The 17,349-nt window shown below is 72.5% G+C and carries 16 protein-coding genes and 1 pseudogene; 7 read left to right on the forward strand and 10 right to left on the reverse strand.

The genetic code is table 11. The annotated features are described in order from the left end of the window. Positions 1 to 122: 122 nt before the first annotated feature. A complete protein-coding gene (gene scy, locus ACIHAR_RS33405; protein ID WP_400023000.1) occupies positions 123 to 4,037 on the reverse strand; it encodes a polarized growth protein Scy in 3,915 nt (1,304 codons plus the stop codon). A gap of 233 nt (positions 4,038 to 4,270) precedes the next feature. Then, positions 4,271 to 4,711 (reverse strand): methylmalonyl-CoA epimerase, encoded by a 441-nt coding sequence (gene mce / locus ACIHAR_RS33410; RefSeq protein WP_365464041.1) that lies wholly within the window; start codon positions 4,709 to 4,711, stop codon positions 4,271 to 4,273. 150 nt (positions 4,712 to 4,861) lie between these two features. Here mce and ACIHAR_RS33415 point away from each other — a divergent pair, with 150 nt between their 5' ends. Continuing rightward, on the forward strand, positions 4,862 to 6,064 hold the full coding sequence (locus ACIHAR_RS33415; RefSeq protein ID WP_365464038.1) for an acetyl-CoA C-acetyltransferase: 1,203 nt from the start codon (positions 4,862 to 4,864) through the stop codon (positions 6,062 to 6,064). 45 nt (positions 6,065 to 6,109) lie between these two features. Then, complete coding sequence (meaB, locus tag ACIHAR_RS33420; RefSeq protein WP_365464191.1) at positions 6,110 to 7,066, forward strand: methylmalonyl Co-A mutase-associated GTPase MeaB; 957 nt, start codon at positions 6,110 to 6,112, stop codon at positions 7,064 to 7,066. A gap of 116 nt (positions 7,067 to 7,182) precedes the next feature. Here the strand turns inward: meaB and ACIHAR_RS33425 are convergent, their stop codons facing one another. After that, positions 7,183 to 7,845 carry a PepSY domain-containing protein gene (locus ACIHAR_RS33425; protein WP_400023001.1) on the reverse strand — a complete coding sequence of 221 codons (663 nt, stop codon included), beginning with the start codon at positions 7,843 to 7,845 and terminating at the stop codon, positions 7,183 to 7,185. Between the two features lie 129 nt (positions 7,846 to 7,974). On the opposite strand from ACIHAR_RS33425, the pseudogene ACIHAR_RS33430 reads away from it, so the two are divergent. Then, positions 7,975 to 8,684: pseudogene (locus tag ACIHAR_RS33430) on the forward strand (response regulator transcription factor). Further along, positions 8,684 to 10,165, forward strand: coding sequence for a HAMP domain-containing sensor histidine kinase (locus tag ACIHAR_RS33435; protein ID WP_365464030.1), 1,482 nt, complete (start codon positions 8,684 to 8,686; stop codon positions 10,163 to 10,165). The pseudogene ACIHAR_RS33430 and the gene ACIHAR_RS33435 overlap by 1 nt, the downstream one beginning before the upstream one ends. Before the next feature lie 12 nt (positions 10,166 to 10,177). Here the strand turns inward: ACIHAR_RS33435 and ACIHAR_RS33440 are convergent, their stop codons facing one another. The 4 genes from ACIHAR_RS33440 to ACIHAR_RS33455 form a co-directional block, all read right to left on the reverse strand. Then, positions 10,178 to 10,654, reverse strand: a complete 477-nt coding sequence (locus tag ACIHAR_RS33440) for a MarR family transcriptional regulator (RefSeq protein WP_365464027.1) — start codon at positions 10,652 to 10,654, stop codon at positions 10,178 to 10,180. Positions 10,655 to 10,746: 92 nt separating this feature from the next. Beyond that, positions 10,747 to 11,502 (reverse strand): AIM24 family protein, encoded by a 756-nt coding sequence (locus tag ACIHAR_RS33445; protein ID WP_400023023.1) that lies wholly within the window; start codon positions 11,500 to 11,502, stop codon positions 10,747 to 10,749. Positions 11,503 to 11,540: 38 nt separating this feature from the next. Then, positions 11,541 to 12,191 (reverse strand): AIM24 family protein, encoded by a 651-nt coding sequence (locus tag ACIHAR_RS33450; RefSeq protein WP_365464022.1) that lies wholly within the window; start codon positions 12,189 to 12,191, stop codon positions 11,541 to 11,543. A gap of 1 nt (position 12,192) precedes the next feature. Continuing rightward, complete coding sequence (locus ACIHAR_RS33455) at positions 12,193 to 12,825, reverse strand: AIM24 family protein (RefSeq protein ID WP_365464189.1); 633 nt, start codon at positions 12,823 to 12,825, stop codon at positions 12,193 to 12,195. A gap of 194 nt (positions 12,826 to 13,019) precedes the next feature. Here ACIHAR_RS33455 and ACIHAR_RS33460 point away from each other — a divergent pair, with 194 nt between their 5' ends. Together ACIHAR_RS33460 and ACIHAR_RS33465 are read left to right on the forward strand one after the other, a co-directional pair. Continuing rightward, positions 13,020 to 13,364, forward strand: a complete 345-nt coding sequence (locus ACIHAR_RS33460; protein ID WP_365464019.1) for a DUF3817 domain-containing protein — start codon at positions 13,020 to 13,022, stop codon at positions 13,362 to 13,364. Beyond that, positions 13,361 to 13,690 (forward strand): MTH1187 family thiamine-binding protein, encoded by a 330-nt coding sequence (locus tag ACIHAR_RS33465; RefSeq protein WP_400023002.1) that lies wholly within the window; start codon positions 13,361 to 13,363, stop codon positions 13,688 to 13,690. The genes ACIHAR_RS33460 and ACIHAR_RS33465 overlap by 4 nt, the downstream gene beginning before the upstream one ends. A 331-nt stretch (positions 13,691 to 14,021) precedes the next feature. On the opposite strand, the gene ACIHAR_RS33470 is transcribed toward ACIHAR_RS33465, so the two are convergent. Genes ACIHAR_RS33470 through ACIHAR_RS33480 form a run of 3 tightly spaced genes read right to left on the reverse strand, consistent with a single transcriptional unit; the run spans position 14,022 to position 16,101 of the window. After that, positions 14,022 to 14,675: a TetR/AcrR family transcriptional regulator gene (locus tag ACIHAR_RS33470; RefSeq protein ID WP_400023003.1), complete on the reverse strand. Its 654-nt coding sequence runs from the start codon at positions 14,673 to 14,675 to the stop codon at positions 14,022 to 14,024. Continuing rightward, positions 14,672 to 15,352: a DUF4166 domain-containing protein gene (locus tag ACIHAR_RS33475; RefSeq protein WP_400023004.1), complete on the reverse strand. Its 681-nt coding sequence runs from the start codon at positions 15,350 to 15,352 to the stop codon at positions 14,672 to 14,674. The genes ACIHAR_RS33470 and ACIHAR_RS33475 overlap by 4 nt, the downstream gene beginning before the upstream one ends. Continuing rightward, positions 15,349 to 16,101: a hypothetical protein gene (locus ACIHAR_RS33480; RefSeq protein ID WP_400023005.1), complete on the reverse strand. Its 753-nt coding sequence runs from the start codon at positions 16,099 to 16,101 to the stop codon at positions 15,349 to 15,351. The genes ACIHAR_RS33475 and ACIHAR_RS33480 overlap by 4 nt, the downstream gene beginning before the upstream one ends. A 185-nt stretch (positions 16,102 to 16,286) precedes the next feature. Here ACIHAR_RS33480 and ACIHAR_RS33485 point away from each other — a divergent pair, with 185 nt between their 5' ends. Next, positions 16,287 to 17,300: a matrixin family metalloprotease gene (locus ACIHAR_RS33485; RefSeq protein ID WP_400023006.1), complete on the forward strand. Its 1,014-nt coding sequence runs from the start codon at positions 16,287 to 16,289 to the stop codon at positions 17,298 to 17,300. Positions 17,301 to 17,349: the final 49 nt, after the last annotated feature.

Consider the following 17,349-nt stretch of genomic DNA (forward strand, 5'->3'; position numbering starts at 1 on the left):
TGTCATCGAGCGGATGCGTGTTTGATCTGGAGAATGACACCCCATTTGGGTGGCTGAGCGGCGGACGGCTTGCCAAAGAGTTGGTCAAAGGCCCCAGACTTCAACGGAATGCCCCCGCTTGGCTAGCTCTCCGTGGACTTGCCACCCGATCGAGGGGCTCCCACCGTCGCGCCGGCCTTGACGCCCCCGTCCTTGTTCGACGACGGCGCCTCGAAGGACTCCAGGGCCTCCAACACGTCCTGGACGCGGGAGATCTCCGCGTTGATGTCCTCGCGGCGGCGGACCAGCACCTCCAGTTCGCGCTTGCCCTCCTCGACCGTGCGCCGGGCCTCGCGGATCGCCTCGGCCTTGAGCTCCTCGGCCTCCTTGACGAGCGCGGCCTTCTTCTGCTCGGCCTCCTTGAGCAGCCCCTCGGCCTTCTTCACCGCGGCGATCCGGACCTTGCCCGCCTCCGAATTGGCCTCCGACACCAGCTCCTTGGCCTTGGCCTGCGCCTTGGCGAGCTGCTCCTCGGCGGCCTTGATGAGCGCGTCGCACCGGTCGCCGGTCGACTTCATCGTCTCGGCGGCCTCACGGCGGGCCCGCTCGTGCAGCTCCTCGATCTCCGAGGTGATGCGGTCGCGCAGCTCCTCCGCCCGCTCCCGGATGGCGGTCGCGTCCCGGCGGGCGCCGACGAGCAGCTCGTCCGCGTCCGTACGGGCCTTCTCCACGCGCGCGTTGCCCTCGACCGTCGCCTCGGAGACGAGCCGGTCGGCCTCCTTGCGGGCCGCGCCGACCATCGTGTCGGCCTGTGCCTCCGCCTCCGCGGTGGTCTTCAGCGCCTGCTGCTGCGCCTCGGTGAGCAGCTTGTCCGCCTCGGCGGCGGTCTCCGTGATGAGCGTGTCGACCTGCTCGGCCGCCTCCGAGCGCCGCTTGTTGGCCTCCTTGCGGGCCTCGTCCAGCGTCCGGTCAGCCTCCTCGCGCGCCACGCTCAGCATGCGGTCGGCCTCCGCCTCCGCCTCCGCCTTGACCCGCTCGGACTGCACCCGGATCCGCTCGGCGTGCTGCCGCGCGGAACCGACCGTCTCGGCGGCCTCGGCGCGCAGCCGCTCCGCGTCGCCGGAGGCGTCGCCGATCAGCTTCTCCGCCTTGGCGACCGACTCGGCGCGCAGCCGCTCGGCCTCCTCGATCGCCTCGGTGCGCACCCGCTCGGCCTCCGCGGCCGTGTCGGACTGCAGGCGCTCGGCCTCGGCGATGGTCTCCGTCTGCAGGCGCTCCGCCTCGGCGCGCGCCTCCGTGATGAGGGTGTCCGCCTGCGTCGCGGCGTCCGACCGGATGCGGTTGGCGTCCTCGCGGGCGTCCGCCCGGGTGCGCGCCGCGGCCTGGTCGGCCTCGGCGAGGGCGTCGGACGCCTCCGTGCGTACCCGCTGGGCGTGCGCGGACGCCTCCGAGCGCAGCCGGTCGGCCTCCGCGATCGCCTCGCCGACGGTCCGCTCGGCCAGGGCCCGCGCGGCCTCCGACTCCTCGTTCGCCTCACGCCTCAGGCGGCTCGCGTCCTCGGCGGCCCGCTCCCGCTCGGCGTAGGCGTCGGCGCGGACCCGGTCCGCCTCCTCCTCGGCCTCCCGCCGGGTACGGTCCGCCGCGTGCTCGGCGGCGCTGCGCAGCCCGGTGATCTCCTCCTGGGCCTGCTCGTGCAGCCCGGCCACCGAGTCCCGCACCTGCTGGGCGTGCTGTTCGGCCGCCGCGACCATCTCGCCGGCGCGCCGGTCGGCCTCCTCCACCAGGCGTACGGCCTCGGCCTGGGCGTCCTCCACGCGCTTGCGCGCCGACGCCAGCAGCTCCTCGCTCTGCTCGCGGGCCCGCTCACGCTCCTGGTCGGCCTCCTGGCGGGCCGCACCGAGGTACTCCTCGGCCTCGCGGCGGCGCCGGGCGGCCTCCTCCTGGGCGGCGGCCAGGGTCTCGGACGCCTCGGCGGCCAGTCGCTCGGCGGCGGCCTGCGCCTCCGCGCGCACCCGGTCGGCGGTGTCCTGCGCCTCCGTCTTCAGCCGCTCCGCCTCGGCGGCCGCCTCCGACCGCAGCCGTACGGCGACGGCCTCGCCCTCGGCGCGCGAGGCGGACGCGTCGGCGGCGGCCTCGGTGCGCAGCCGCTCGGCCTCCGTCTCGGCCTGCTGCTGGAGCGAACGGATCCGCTCGGCGGCCTCCGTGCGCAGCCGGTCGGTCTCCTCGGCGGCCTCGCGGCGGATCCGCGCGGCCTCCTCCCGGGCGTCGGTGAGGGCCTGCTCCGCGGCGGCGAGCCGCTGCTCGGCCTCCGCGTGCAGCCGGGTCAGTTCCTCGGCGGCCTCCGCCTGCCGCGCCTCGACCGCCCGCTCCGCCTCCTCGCGCAGCTCGCGCGCGGCCCGCTCGGCGTCCGCCTTGAGGGACTCGGCCTGCTCGACGGCCTCCTCGCGGTGCCGTTCGGCTTCCTGGCGGGTGCGCTGGAGGGTCTCCTCGGCCTGCCGGCGCAGGGTCGTCGCCCGCTCGATGGCCTCCGTACGGACCTTCTCGCTGTCCGCGGTGGCCTTCTGGCGCAGTTCGTCCGCGTCGGCCTTCGCCTTGGACAGCAGCTCCTCGGCGGTCTTGGCCGCCTCCTCGATCTGCTGGACGGCCTCCTTGCGGGCCTCCGCGCGGATCTTCTCGCCCTCGGCGACCGCGTCGGCGCGCAGCTGCTCGGCCTCGCCGCGCAGCCGGCGGGCCTCCTCCTGCAGCTCGACCGTCTTGGCGCGGTACTCCTTGGTGTCGTCCTTCGCCGCGCCCTTGAGCTGCTCGGCGATGTCGTGCGCCTCGGCGCGCAGCCGGTCCGCCTCGGCCTCGGCCTCCCGGCGGATGCGCTCGGCCTCCTCGGCGGCGGCCCTGGTGGTGCGCTGCGCGTCCTCCTGCGCCTTGTTGAGGACGTCCTCGGCGGTCTTGGCCGCCTTCGACAGCTGGGTCGCGCTCTCCTCGGCGGTGAGCGTGCGGGCCTTCTCGGCGGCCTCGGCGAGGAGCTTCTCCGCCTCGGCACGGGCGTCCGCGACGAGCTGCTCGGCGTCCGCCTTGGTGGTCTCGGCCTCCTTGGTGGCCTCGCTGACCAGCCGGGCGACCTGCTCCTTCGCCGTACGGGTGCGCTGCTCGTTGGCCGACTCGGCGCTCGCGAGCGCCTTCTCGGCGGCCGCCTTGGCCTCGGCGACGAGCTTCTCCGCCTCCGCGCGGGCCTCGCGCAGCGCGGCCTCGGCCTCGGTCATCCGCTGCTCGGCGGCGCGGCTCAGCTCACTCGCCTGGCGGCGGGCCGCGTCCGACTCGGTGGCCGTGGAGGTGCGCAGCGCCTCGGCGTGGTCGGTGGCCTCCTGGGCCTGGGTGGAGGCGGCGTTCAGCAGGCGCTCGGCGTCCGTGCGGGCGCGGCGCAGGATCTGCTCGGCCTCGGCGCGGGCGGACTCCGCCTCGCTCTGCAGCCGCTGCCGGGCCTCCGCCGCGAGCCGCTCGGCCTCGGCACGCGCGGCGGCCATCGCCTGCTCGGCCTCGGCGCGCGACTCGTCGAGGAGGCGGCGGGCCTGGGACTCGGTGCGGGCGCGCAGCTGCTCGGCCCACGCCACGTTCTCGTTGACGTGCGACTCGACGGTCTGCCGGCGCTCCGCCAGCTCCTGGTCGAGCTGCTGCCGGCGGGCCACGGCCTCCGCGTGCAGCTCCGCCTGGAGGCGGGCCGCCTGCTCGGCGTGCTCCTGGAGGATGCGCTGGGTCTGCGCCCGCGCCTGGCTCAGCTCGCGCTCGGCGTCGGCGCGGATCTGGTCCGCCTGCAACTGCGCCTGGCGCAGCAGCTGCTCGGCCTGGTAGCCGATGTCGCCGCCGTCGAAGGCGGGCCGGGACATGATGGTGCGCCGCGCCTCGTGCAGCTTGGCGCGCAGCACCTCGACCTGGTAGCCGAGGTCCTCGGCGTGCTGGATCGCCTTTTCCCGCTCGGTCTTCAGCCGTTTCATCTCGGCTTCGAACCGAGTGAGGTGGTCGACGTCAGCCGCCGGCTCCCGCTCCTGGCTCTCGTAGCCCCGCACTGCGCGGTCCCATCCGTCCCCTGGTCGCAAGCTTCTCCAACGAGCTCCGTCCATCCGCCGAACGGGGCCCCCGGGGAATGGTGTCAGATCAACGGCGGAGCACGGGCTGCTGCCCCGACGCTCGTCCCCCGAAACCCGGACCCCGGCTGGTCCTGCCGCCGGGACGGCAGGACGTCGGTCGCCCGTCAAGAGCGGCGACCGACCCCAACCCTACCGGCCCCTATGTACGTGGGTCAGTGCTCAGGTGACTCAACTGGGGCCGATGTGACCAGTTCTGTCAGTACGCCGTGGCAATCCTTGGGGTGCAGGAAGGTGATTCGTGACCCCATGGAGCCGCGTCGCGGCTCTTCGTACAGAACGCGTACGCCCTTGCCGCGGATGTCGGCGGCCTCGGCGTCGACGTCCGCCGTACCGAAAGCGATGTGGTGGACGCCCTCGCCGTTCTTGGCGAGCCACTTCGCGACGGTGGAGTCCTCGCGGGTCGGTTCCAGCAGCTGGAGGTACGAGGCGCCGCCGTCGGACGTATCGTTGATCTTGAGCATGGCCTCGCGCACGCCCTGCTCCTCGTTGACCTCGGAGTGGAACACCTCGAATCCGTAGGTGGAGCGGTAGAACTCGACGGTCGCGTCGAGGTCGTGGCAGGCGATCCCGATGTGGTCGATTCGCGTCAGCATGGATTCAGTGCAGCGCCTAGGAGGTGGTTACGCAACGTGCGCGCGATCACACCGACGGCCCGATGACGGCACGGAGTGCCACTCAGTACATTCGAAGTAAACCCTCGTTCACTCCTCGGCCCGTGCAGGCCGGTAAGGGGATCGCAGCTCATGACTGGAACGAACAGCACGACCTCGGTGATCGTCGCGGGCGCGCGTACGCCCATGGGGCGTCTGCTGGGCTCGCTGAAATCCTTCTCCGGAGCCGACCTCGGCGGCTTCGCGATCAAGGCCGCCCTCGACCGTGCGGGGATCGGCGGCGACCAGGTGCAGTACGTGATCATGGGCCAGGTGCTCCAGGCCGGCGCGGGGCAGATCCCGGCCCGCCAGGCGGCGGTCAAGGCCGGCATCCCGATGAACGTCCCGGCGCTCACCATCAACAAGGTCTGTCTCTCGGGCCTCGACGCGATCGCGCTGGCCGACCAGCTGATCCGAGCGGGTGAGTTCGACGTGATCGTCGCGGGTGGCCAGGAGTCCATGACCAACGCCCCGCACCTGCTGCCGAAGTCCCGCGAGGGCTTCAAGTACGGGGCGATCGAGATGCTCGACGCGATGGCGCACGACGGGCTCACCGACTCCTTCGAGGGAATCGCCATGGGCGAGTCCACCGAGAAGCACAACACGCGGCTCGGCATCGCGCGCGACGTGCAGGACGAGATCGCCGCCCTGTCCCACCAGCGGGCCGCCGCGGCCCAGAAGAACGGCATCTTCGAGGCCGAGATCACCCCCGTGGAGATCCCGCAGCGCAAGGGCGAGCCGGTCGTCTTCAGCAAGGACGAGGGCATCCGCCCGGAGACCACCGCCGAGTCGCTCGGCAAGCTCCGTCCGGCCTTCGCGAAGGACGGCACGATCACCGCGGGCTCGGCCTCGCAGATCTCCGACGGCGCGGCCGCCGTGGTCGTGATGAGCAAGGCCAAGGCGCAGGAGCTGGGCCTGGAGTGGATCGCCGAGATCGGCGCACACGGCAACGTGGCCGGCCCGGACAACTCCCTGCAGTCGCAGCCGTCCAACGCCATCCTGCACGCCCTGAAGAAGGAGGGCATGGAGGTCGCGGACCTGGACCTGATCGAGATCAACGAGGCCTTCGCGGCCGTCGCGGTCCAGTCAATGAAGGACCTCGGGGTTTCCACGGAAAAGGTGAACGTCAACGGCGGCGCCATCGCCCTGGGCCACCCGATCGGCATGTCCGGTGCGCGGCTGGTGCTGCACCTGGCCCTGGAGCTGAAGCGGCGCGGCGGCGGCGTCGGCGCGGCCGCGCTGTGCGGCGGCGGCGGTCAGGGTGACGCGCTGATCGTGCGGGTACCCAAGGCCTGAGTCCCCGGTTCGACCTCTTCCCGTGCACGCGTGAACGGAGCTGTGATGCAGGACGTCTCCTCGCTGGTCGCCCAGGCCAGGGAAGGCCGGCCGCGGGCCGTGGCCCGGCTGATCTCCCTGGTGGAGGGGGCGTCCCCGCAGCTCAGGGAGGTCATGGCGGCCCTGGCCCCGCTGACCGGCAACGCCTACGTGGTCGGCCTGACCGGCTCGCCCGGCGTGGGCAAGTCGACGTCCACCTCGGCGCTGGTGACCGCGTACCGCAAGCAGGGCAGGCGGGTCGGCGTCCTGGCCGTCGACCCGTCGTCCCCGTTCTCCGGCGGGGCCCTGCTCGGTGACCGCGTCCGGATGTCCGAGCACGCCTCCGACCCCGGCGTCTACATCCGCTCGATGGCCACCCGCGGCCACCTCGGCGGCCTCGCCTGGGCCGCCCCGCAGGCGATCCGCGTCCTCGACGCGGCCGGCTGCGACGTGATCCTGGTCGAGACGGTCGGCGTCGGCCAGTCGGAGGTCGAGATCGCCTCCCAGGCGGACACCTCCGTCGTGCTGCTGGCCCCGGGCATGGGCGACGGCATCCAGGCCGCCAAGGCCGGGATCCTGGAGATCGGCGACGTGTACGTGGTCAACAAGGCCGACCGCGACGGCGCCGACGCCACCGCCCGCGAGCTCAACCACATGCTGGGCCTCGGCGAGGCCCGCGGCCCCGGCGACTGGCGCCCGCCGATCGTCAAGACGGTCGCTTCCCGTGCGGAGGGCGTCGACGAGGTCGTCGAGGCGCTGGAGAAGCACCGCGCGTGGATGGAGGAGCACGGCGTCCTCGCGGAGCGCCGCCGCGCCCGCGCCGCCCGCGAGGTGGAGACGATCGCGGTGACGGCGTTGCGCGAGCGGATCGGGGACCTGCACGGCGACCGGCGGCTCGACGCCCTGGCGGAGAAGATCGTCGGCGGGGAACTGGACCCCTACCGCGCCGCGGACGAACTGGTGGCGGGGCTCACCCAGGGGTGAACCCCGCCGGGCGGGACGTCAGGGCGCACCGCACCCGTCCCGCCGGTTCCGCGACGGGCTGTGCTCGCGGCGGTCACGGTCGACCTGTGCGGCCGGGCGGGCACCGGGGCTCGGCGTCAGTCGTCGTCGCCGTCGTCCGTGCTGTCGTCGGTGTCCGTCTCGTCGGTGCCCCGGTCGTCGTGGCGGTCCACGGTGACCTTGGCGTCCTCGAGGCCGACGGTCCAGTCGTGCTCCTTGCCCGCCGCGTCCGTGGTCTCCACGTCCCAGCCGCCGTCGCCGTCGTCGTCCAGGTCGACGGAGGTGACGACGCCCGTCGCGGCGGCGGCCTCGGCGGCCCGGGCCGCGGTGACGTCGGCGCCCTTCAGGACGCGGCGCTCGTCGGCGTCGTCGTCGCGGTCGGTCTCCGTGCCGAGGATCCGGCCGTTCGACGGGTCCACCAGAACGGTGTACGAGGTGGCGCCCTTGCCCAGGATGTCGATCTCCCAGCCGAGGTCGTCGCCGCCGTCGTCGTCACGGTCGTCGTCGAGGTCGGCGGAGACGACCGTGCCGGGCCGTTCCTTCAGCGCCGCCGCGATCGCCTCGGCGGCGGTCGGCCCCGTGGCGTCGCCCTGTGCCTTCGTGCCGTCCGCCGGGGTCTTCCCGGCGTCGCCCTGAGCCCGCGTGTCGCTCACTTCGGCCTGTGTGCCGCCCCGCGCGTCGCCGTCCGCGAAGGCGACGGCCGCGCCTCCGCCGATCACGGCGGTCGCGGCGACGGCGGCGATGACGAGCTTGCGCTTCATGAGGGTTCCTCCCGTGTCAGGTCGTTCGCGTCGTTCCGTGCGACGGGAACCACTGTCGCGAACGGACGCTGAGGGGAACCTGAAGCCACCTGAAGATCACTTCAGCTTCGGTTTGGGACCCTGGTGGGCATGCGCCCGCCGGTCACCCACCACCCTGCTCGAGGCTCCGCGCACCGCCCCTCTCGCCTCCTGATCGTGGAGGACGAGAAGCGCCTCGCCCTGTCCCTGGCCAAGGGCCTCACCGCCGAGGGGTACGCCGTGGACGTCGTCCACGACGGCGGGGAAGGCCTGCACCGGGCGAGCGAGTCGCCGTACGACCTGCTCGTCCTCGACATCATGCTGCCCGGCATGAACGGCTACCGCGTCTGCTCCGCCCTGCGCGCCGCGGGGAACGACGTGCCGATCCTCATGCTCACCGCCAAGGACGGCGAGTACGACGAGGCGGAGGGCCTGGACACGGGGGCGGACGACTGACCAAGCCGTTCTCCTACGTCGTCCTCGTCGCCCGCGTGAAGGCCCTGCTGCGGCGCGGACAGGGCGCCGGGGCCTCGCCCGTGCACGTCGTCGGCGAGCTGAGGGTCGACACCGCCGCCCGCCGGGTCTTCCTCGCGGAGGAGGAGGCCGCGCTCACCGCCAAGGAGTTCGCCGTCCTGGAGCAGCTCGTGGTGCGGGCCGGCGAGGTGGTGTCCAAGTCCGAGATCCTCGACCAGGTGTGGGACTTCGCCTACGACGGCGACCCCAACATCGTCGAGGTGTACGTCAGCGCGCTGCGCCGCAAGCTGGGCGCCGGGCTCATCCGCACGGTCCGCGGGGCCGGGTACCGGCTGGAGGCGGAGTGATGAGACGACGCCTCCTGGGTTCCGTCCGCTCCCGGGCCACCCTGGGTGCCACGCTGGTCGTCGCCGTCGCGCTGGTCGCCGCCGGGACGGCCGTCCTGCTGTCGCTGTGGTCCACCCTGAGCGGCCGGGCGAGCGCCGAGGCGGAGCGCACCGCACGGGAGGTCGCCGCCGAACTGGCCGCCGGGCAGCCCTACGACCGGCTCTCCCTGGACGACGACCGCCCCGTCCAGGTCGTCACCGAGGACGGGACACTGGTCGCGGCCGGCGAGGACCTGCAGCGGATCAGCGGGACGGGGACGGACGCGGTCCGGCCGGCGGCGGCGCCCACGGCGGCCCCGGTGCCGCCCGGGGGCACCTCGGACGACGACAGCGAGACCGACACCGACGCGGACGACGGAGCCGACGACGACTCCGCCGCGGACTCCGCGCTCCGGCCCGGCGAGATCGGCGAGGACCCTTCGTACAGCGACGGCTCCGCCACGATCGACGGCGAGACCGCCGACTACCGCTTCGCCTCCGTCCCGGTCGAGACGGAGGACCGCGGCACCCTCACCGTCCACGCCGGCGCCCCCCTGTCGACCGAGCGCAGCGCCGTGCGGACCGCCCTCACCGTCATGCTGATCGGCTTCCCGCTGCTGCTCGCCGTCGTCGCGGCCGTCACCTGGCTGGTCACCCGGCGGGCGCTGCGCCCGGTGGAGGGCATCCGGCGCGAGATGGCCGCGATCACCGCCTCGGCGGACCTGGCCCGGCGGGTCCCCGAACCGGACACCCACGACGAGGTCGCCCGGCTGGCCCGGACGACGAACGAGACGCTGACCGCGCTGGAGACCGCCGTGGAGCGGCAGCGCCGCTTCGTCGCCGACGCCTCCCACGAACTGCGCAGCCCCATCGCGTCCCTGCGCACCCAGCTGGAGGTGGGCGCCGCGCACCCCGAGCTGCTGGACGTGGCGGGCGCCGTCGAGGACACCGTACGGCTGCAGCACCTCGCCGCCGACCTGCTGCTGCTCGCCCGGCTGGACGCGGGGGAGCGACCGGCGGACGCGCGGGTTGACCTGGCGGCGCTCGCGCGCGAGGAGGCGGCCGGCCGGGCGAGCGTGACCGTGGACGCGGAGTCCGTGGAAGTGGCCGGATCGCGGGGGCAACTGGGGCGGGTGCTCGCCAACCTGCTCGACAACGCGCAGCGGCACGCCCGTTCGGCGGTCACGGTGGCCGTACGGAGGGAGGGGGAGCGGGCCGTCGTCGAGGTCGCCGACGACGGCGACGGCGTCCCCGAGGCGGACCGGGAGCGCGTCTTCGAGCGGTTCGTCCGGCTCGACGCCGCGCGCAGCCGTGACGAGGGCGGCGCGGGGCTGGGCCTGGCCATCGCCCGTGACGTGGCCGTACGGCACGGCGGCACGCTCACGGTCGGGGAGACGCCGGCAGGCGGAGCCCTGTTCGAGCTTCGCCTGCCGGTCGCCCAGGAGTCGCCTGAGCGGTACTGATCGTCTGAGCGGCTAGGGGCGTCCCCGCTGTCCGCGGAGGTGATCCGCGATCGGCTTGAGGGCCTTGTCGAGCTCGGTCAGGGCCTCGGGGGAGAGAAGGTCGATGAAGTGCCGCCGCACGGACGCCACGTGATGGGGCGCCACCTTCCTCATGGTCTCCATGCCGTGCTCGGTGAGGACCGCGTACAGACCGCGGCGGTCGGACTCGCAGTTCTCACGGCGCACGAGGTGCGCGTTCTCCATGCGGGTGATCTGGTGCGAGAGGCGACTCTTGGACTGGAGGGTGGCGGACGCGAGATCGCTCATCCGCATCCGGACGTCCGGCGACTCGGAGAGGTTCACCAGAATCTCGTAGTCGTTCATCGTCAGTCCGAACGGCTGCAGGTCCTTCTCGAGCTGATACGTCAACAGCCTGTTGACCTCCAGGTGGGTGCGCCAGGCGCACTGCTCCGCATCGGTCAGCCAGCGCGTGGCCGTTTCGGTCTCCATGAATGAAGTCTACCTAAAATGTTGAAAGGCGAACTAGTGTGGGTGGTGTGACGGTGCGCACGCGTTCGATGTCACACTCCGCAGACTACCGCTCACAGCCCGAAGCGACGCTGGAGGTCTCCCAGCTGTCCGGGAAGGCGCGGTGTGCCGCCCTGTCCGCCGTGCCCGCCCGGCGGGGCGCCGCCACCGGGTACCCCCGGCTCGTGCGGAACCCCTCCTGTGGCCTGCTCGGCCATGAGGGTCTCGGTCGACTGGAGCAGCACCGTGCCGGCCCCCACGAACTCGAACTGGTGCTCCTCGCCGGAAGCACCGCCCAGGCCCGTCAGCGCACGTAGACCGCCCATCACGCCCGTCATGTACCCGTGGTCGTAGTGATGGCACGGGGACGGGCAGTCGGCCCAGCCGACGAGCGCCTGCGGGTCGACGCGGAGGGGAGGCTCCATGAACACCACCGGGCCGTTAGATGCGGCCACGAACTTCCCGGTTCCGATCAGCGTGAGAAAACCCGGGACGATCGACTGCTTCAGCGACAGACTTGGCTGAAAAGCGAGCAGATTGCCCGAGCGAATGGTCAGATTGCCGTTCTCCAGGTCGTAGGAGTTCACGTCGAAGGCCCGGTCGGCGAGGAGCATCTTGCCCGAGCCCTCCGCCACGACCCAGTCGCTCGCGTGCAGAGGCGAATGGAACGACGTGCGGACGAGCCGGTCCAGCCGGCCGTTCCCGATGCCGTTGAAGTCGATCGAGCCGTAGTAGGCGATCATCTTCCCCTTCTGCAGGAACCACTGGCTCCCCTTGAGCTCCACGCAGAAGGTGTACGCGTTCACGTTGTCGTCGACCGGAAGGGTCATCGGGTCGAAGACGGTGGGGCCGGTGCCCGGGTAGGTGGTCACAGCTTCTCCTCCGACGCCTGGACGTACACCGCACCGCTGCCGCTGAGTTCCAGCTGGAACGCCTCACCGGAGCCGCGGCCCACCATGTCCCGCCACCCGAGGGCGGTCGACAGCTTGTTGCGGACGTCGCCGTGGTGGGCGACGTAGGCCTGGGGGTCCACGTGGACCGGGCGCTGGGGGGTGATCGGGATCTCGAAGACGCCGCCGTGGGCCATCACGGCCACCGCGCCGTGGCCCTTCAGGGTGGTGGTGAAGAGACCCTGGCCGCTGATCTGGCCCCGGACCATGCCCATGACGCCGCCCTGGGAGCCCAGGAACATCGTGCCCTGCTCGAGCGTGCCCTCGAAGGCGAGGAGGCGGTCCGCCTCGACGTACAGGGTGTCGCCGGTGAGCTGGATGACCTGGACGTGGTGGCCGCCGTGCCCGAAGAGCACCGTGCCGCTGCCCTCGACCGTCATCAGGGGCGTGTCCTCGTTGGCCAGCCGCCGGCCGATCATCGACATCACGCCGCCCTGGCCGCCCTGCGTGTTGGGCGTGAAGGACACCTCTCCCCTGTACGCGAGCATCGCGCCGCGCTGACTGAACAGGCGCTGACCGGGCAGGACGGTCGCTTCGACCATTTTCGAGTTGATCTCACGGAAGGGCATCTCAGACGTCCCCCGCGATCGTGTTCCGCTCGCTGGGCTGCACGTACACCAGGCCGTCTCCCTCGAACCGGATCTGGAAGGCCTCGCCGCCGCCCTCTCCCATGAACGTGCGGAACGTCACACCGGACTGGAAGGACTGCCTGACGTTCCCCTGGTGCGCGATGTAGGCGCCCGGATCCACGGTCAGGGGGTACTGCGGGCTGACCCGGAGCACCACCGCCGGTCCGTCCGAGGTGATCGCGGCCTGGCCGTGGCCCTCGACGGTCGTCGTGAACAGCCCGTTGCCCTGGGAGGCGCCGCGCAGGCCGGTGAAACTCGTGCCCGTCCGCAGGCCCGCGTCCGTCGCGAGCAGGTTGCTCGACTCCACGTACAGCGTGTCCCCCTGGAGACTGACGAGGTTGATCTCGGAGGCGCGGTCCGCGAACCAGCACGTCCCCTGCCCTTTCACCTCCATCACGGTCATCTGCTCGCCGGTGAGCCGCCGCGTCACCATCCCGCGCAGGCCCTCACCGCCGCCACTGAGCTTCTTGAAGGCCATCTGACCGTCGTACGCGACCATCGAGCCGTTCTTCGCCTTCACGGCGTCCCCGGTCATGTCGACGGCGAGCACCTTGCTGCCTTGGAGTCGGAACATCGCCACGCAGCGAAGGTAGCCGCCGAGGGGCTCCGCCGACAGAGCCCACGGGTGGACATCACCCCTGATCGTCCCCCTAGGGGAGCACAGACGCCCCCCGCTCCGTGCCCCGTCGCGCCCGTTTGCCACAATGGACGAACCCTTGTGCGTGCGTTCACAAACGGCCCAGCTCATCGAACACCCGAAGGTGACCCGTGGACCTCAAGACAGCTTCCGCCCTCCGCCGCCTGCGCCTGGTCTCCGCCCCGGAGGCCATCTCCTTCCTCCTGCTGCTCGTCTGCTCGGTGCTGAAGCGAACCACGGACTTCAACGCGGTCCCCGTGATGGGCATGGTCCACGGCGTGCTGTTCGTCCTGTACGTGATCTTCTGGGCGGACGCCTGGAACCGCGCGAAGTGGCCGCTCGGGACCGCGGCCCTCTACTTCGTCCTGTCGGTCCTGCCGGCCGGCGGCTTCTTCGCCGAGCGCAAGCTCCGCCGCGAGGCCGAGGACGCGGTCATCGCCTCCCGCGCCCGCAAGGAAGGGATCGTGGGCGCGTGATCGTCGCCTTCTCCGTCACGCCCCTGGGCGTCGGCGAGGATGTCGGCGAGTACGTCGCCGAGGCCGTCCGCGTGGTCCGCGAATCCGGGCTGCCGAACCGCACCGACGCCATGTTCACGTCCATCGAGGGCGAGTGGGACGAGGTCATGGACGTGGTCAGGCGCGCCGTCGCCGTCGTCGAGGAACGCGCGCCGCGCGTGTCCCTGGTCCTCAAGGCGGACATCCGCCCGGGGGTGACCGACGGACTGACGTCGAAGGTCGAGACGGTGGAGCGTCATCTGGCGACGCCGGGGGAGCAGCGGGCGGGCCGTGGCGAACAGCCGTAGCGAGCGGCCTGCGGGTAGGCAGCCGGGGCCGTAGCGACCCTCCAGGTAGGCAACCGGGGCCGTAGCGAGCGACCTTCCGGTGGACAGCGGGCCGCCTCGCCGCTTCCCGGCCTTCGCCAGCGCTGCCGGAACCGGGACGCACGCCGTGAGTGGTGCGGGCCTGGCGGCGGGCCGCCTCGGCGGAGGCGGCCGCGAGGTGCCCGGTGCAGAGGTGACGGCGACGGGACGGCGACGGCGATGCCGGTGCACGGGTCCGGGACCGGTGCCCCCGGTCGCCGTCGGAGGGGCCGGCGGCAGGCCGGGCGCGCTCCGGGTCCCGCCTCCCGCGCCCTCAGCCCTTTGCGGTGGCCCGCCGCAAGTACTGCCGCACCGCCCGCTGGGCCACCGGACCGAGCTCCTCCAGGGCGCTCACCAGGAGCCCCAGCTGGGCCAGCGCGTCCAGCGCCGCCGTGGCGCCCGCCCCGTCGACGCCCTCGTAGAGCTCGATCCCGACGAACGAGGCCGCTATCGCGCGGGCCAGCCCCGCGGGGTCCGTGAACTCCCCGAACGGCGTGCCGGTGAGCACCCGGTCGAGGACCTGCTGGATCTCCGCGATCCACAGGTCGAGCCCGGCGGCCGTGGCCGGGCCCAGGGCCTCGTGGGTCTGCGCGCCGGCCAGGAGCTGGCCGAGGAGCATGACGTGGCCGCCGGTCCGCTCCTGTTCGTGGATCTCCCGGCCGAGGGCGAGCAGCTCGGACAGCGAGGTGACGGTGTCGAAGCGCGCGCGGTAGCGGGCCACCGTTCGCTCCGCGCCGTACCGGCAGGCCGCCGCGAGCAGTTCGTCGACCGAGCCGAAGTGGTAGAAGACCAGCGCCTGGTTGACCCCGGCGGTCGCCGCGACCGTACGGGCCGACGTCTTGGCGATGCCCTGCTCGGTGAGGGTGCGCAGCGCGCCTTCGAGCAGTTTGGTCTTCGTCTCCAGGGACTTCGCGGTCTCCGGGCTCACGCTCGGGCCTCCTCGCGCACGGGCCGCAGTCCCGGGCGCACACCGCGGGCGCGGACGTCCGTGTAGGAGGCGGTGAAGGAGCCCTCGTAGCCGAACAGCGGGCCGAAGTACCGGTTCACCACGCTGACGCGGATCCGGAACCGGCCGGCCGTGTCGTCGTACGACTCCCGTACCTCCGCGGTGGCCCCGATCAGTTCGGGCACGCGCGCGTCCACCACGCCCTCCCGGAACCGGTGCTCGCCGGAGCGGATCAGCAGGGAGCCGTCCGGTTCGGCGTGGAAGTACAGGTCGGTGGCGAGGTGCTGGTGGGTGCCGAGGTAGTCGAGGATGCGGTCGCCCTTCGGGCTGAGCACCATCTGGGCGTCGAACCGGCGGGCACGGCCGGGCAGGTCGAAGGTACGCACGAAGGTCACCGTCTCACGGCCGAAGGCGTCGGTGTACGGCACGTTCTCGATGACGAAGGGGACCGCGCGTCCCGCGCGCGGGACGAGGATGTTGCGCGTCGCGCCCAGCGCCAGGAACGGCTTCACGAACGCCGGACCGTGCCAGACGCGGTCCATCACGCCCCGCCCCGTACACGCCTCGCCGCTCGCCAGACCCACCGAGAAGCGGCGCCGCAACTGCGGGTGCAGACGGTCGAAGTCGGCGCCCATCACCGTGCGGAAGATGGAGGTCATCGCGGGTTCTCCAGGGAGCGCAGGACGCGGGGCGCACGCGCGCGTGCCGGGGGCGTGCGCAGGCAGCGGCGGGCGGCCGGGGTGGAGGCGAGCGGCGCCTTGAACAGCGCGAGGCACACGAGCACGCTCAGCAGCAGCGGGCACAGGTAGGCCGTCGACGCCGCGAACGGGCCGAGCAGCCGCAGCAGGGACTCCAGGCCGAGCCCGGTGCAGGCGGCGGTGACGACGAGGGCGCGTACGGCGAGCTCCGCGAGCCAGTTCCGCAGCGCGCGCTCGGGGGTGATGCCCCGCTCCAGCCACAGCCGCAGCCGGTCGAAGGACCAGGCCGTGGCCCACCCCATCAGCGGGCGGAGGACGAGCCGGTCGGCGAGCGCGCCGAAGGCGCCCCAGCGGGGCCGGTAGTCGTATCCGGTGAGGAAGCGGATCCCGTCGCCGTCGGGGACGTAGCGCCAGTAGCCGCTGCCCTCGGCGAGCAGGGAGAGGGGGTGCGGGGAGGCGAAGCGCAGGGCGGAGGTGCGGGTGCCGTCGGGGCGCTCCCGTTCACCCGCGGAGACGCCCGTACCGGCGATCGTGAGGAACGGGAGCACACGCGTGGCGTAACGGAAGCGCTGCGGTTCGCCGGCCACTCTTGGGAGGTAGTCGATCTCGCTGAAGCGCAGGTCCCAGCGTTGGTGCTGGGCCGGGTGCTGCGTTCGTGCCCACAGGTCGTCGAGATCGGCGCGGATGCGCGCCTCGATGTACAGCCCCATGTGATTCCCCCAGGTCGGAGCGCCTTTTGAGCGATTGCTCAAATACTCTGATAGGACGGTACACCCGTTTGAGCGCTCGCTCAAACGGGTGACGTTCACATGGTTTTCATCCTGCGTGCGCTGGCTAACCTCTCCGGGAATCGATCAAGTTCCGCCCCGAGGGCGGACCTTCGGGCGGAGGCGAAGTGGCAGGTCGTCACGGACCGGTACTGGCGGGCAGGGTCGTCGCGGCGGTGGTATTGGCGGCGTCGGTGGCAGCGACGGGCGGCGGCGACGCGCCCACGCGTGCGGGCGGAGTCGGCTGCGCGTCCGGGCGCGGTGCGCTCACCGTGGACGACCTGCCCCCCGGAGCCTCCGTGCTCGACTGCGCGGCCGTGGGACGCCTCCTCACCCACGAGGGCGCCGGCGTCACGGTGCCGGAGCCGGGCATGAAGGTCACCGTCGACTCCCTGTCCGTGGACGGCTCCCGGCACGGCTTCACCCTCGAGGTCGCCGCCGACGGCACGGTCTCCTACGACCTGGCGGCCGACGCCCACGCCGAGGAGCACCACCAGGCGGCCGCCCCGGCCGCCGCCCGTGCCGCCCGTGCCGCCCGCGCCGCCTGCGCCGACAGCGCCTACGCCGTCGCCGACCACAAGGAGTACGGCACCTACGACTGGTGGCTCGGCGACGACGCCCTGCCGGGCAACGTCTCCGTCGCGCAGGCCCGCCGCGCCTTCGAGGACGCCATCGGGACCATCACCGGCACCCGGAACGACTGCGGGTACGGCGACGCGGTCGGAGCGCGGTCCAAGTACCACGGGCGGACCTACCACGAGGCGGACATCGACCAGCAGGCCCGCTGTACCGCCCGGGACCACGTGAGCGTCTGGGACGCCGGGATCCTCAGCCCCGGGGTCGTCGCCACGACCTGTTCCTGGAGCCGCTCGGTGAAGTCCGGCGGTCCCGACTGGCTGAAGGAGGCCGACGTCCGCTTCAACACCCGCGACTACACCTTCACGAACAACCCCACCGGCGACTGCAAGAACGCGTACGACATCCGCAGCGTCGCCACCCACGAGGCGGGCCACGTCTTCGGCCTGGCCCACGTCGGCTCCGGCCACGAGGGCCAGACGATGTTCACCAACTCCTTCGCGTGCACCACGGGCGCCCGCACCCTGGGGCGTGGCGACGTCCTCGGGCTGCGCAGCATCTACTGACGGGCCGGTGCCGCTGGGGCGGGGTGGGCCCTGTGTTCTCTGTGAGGTC

This window comes from Streptomyces sp. NPDC052016 (assembly GCF_044548445.1).
GTDB lineage: Bacteria > Actinomycetota > Actinomycetes > Streptomycetales > Streptomycetaceae > Streptomyces.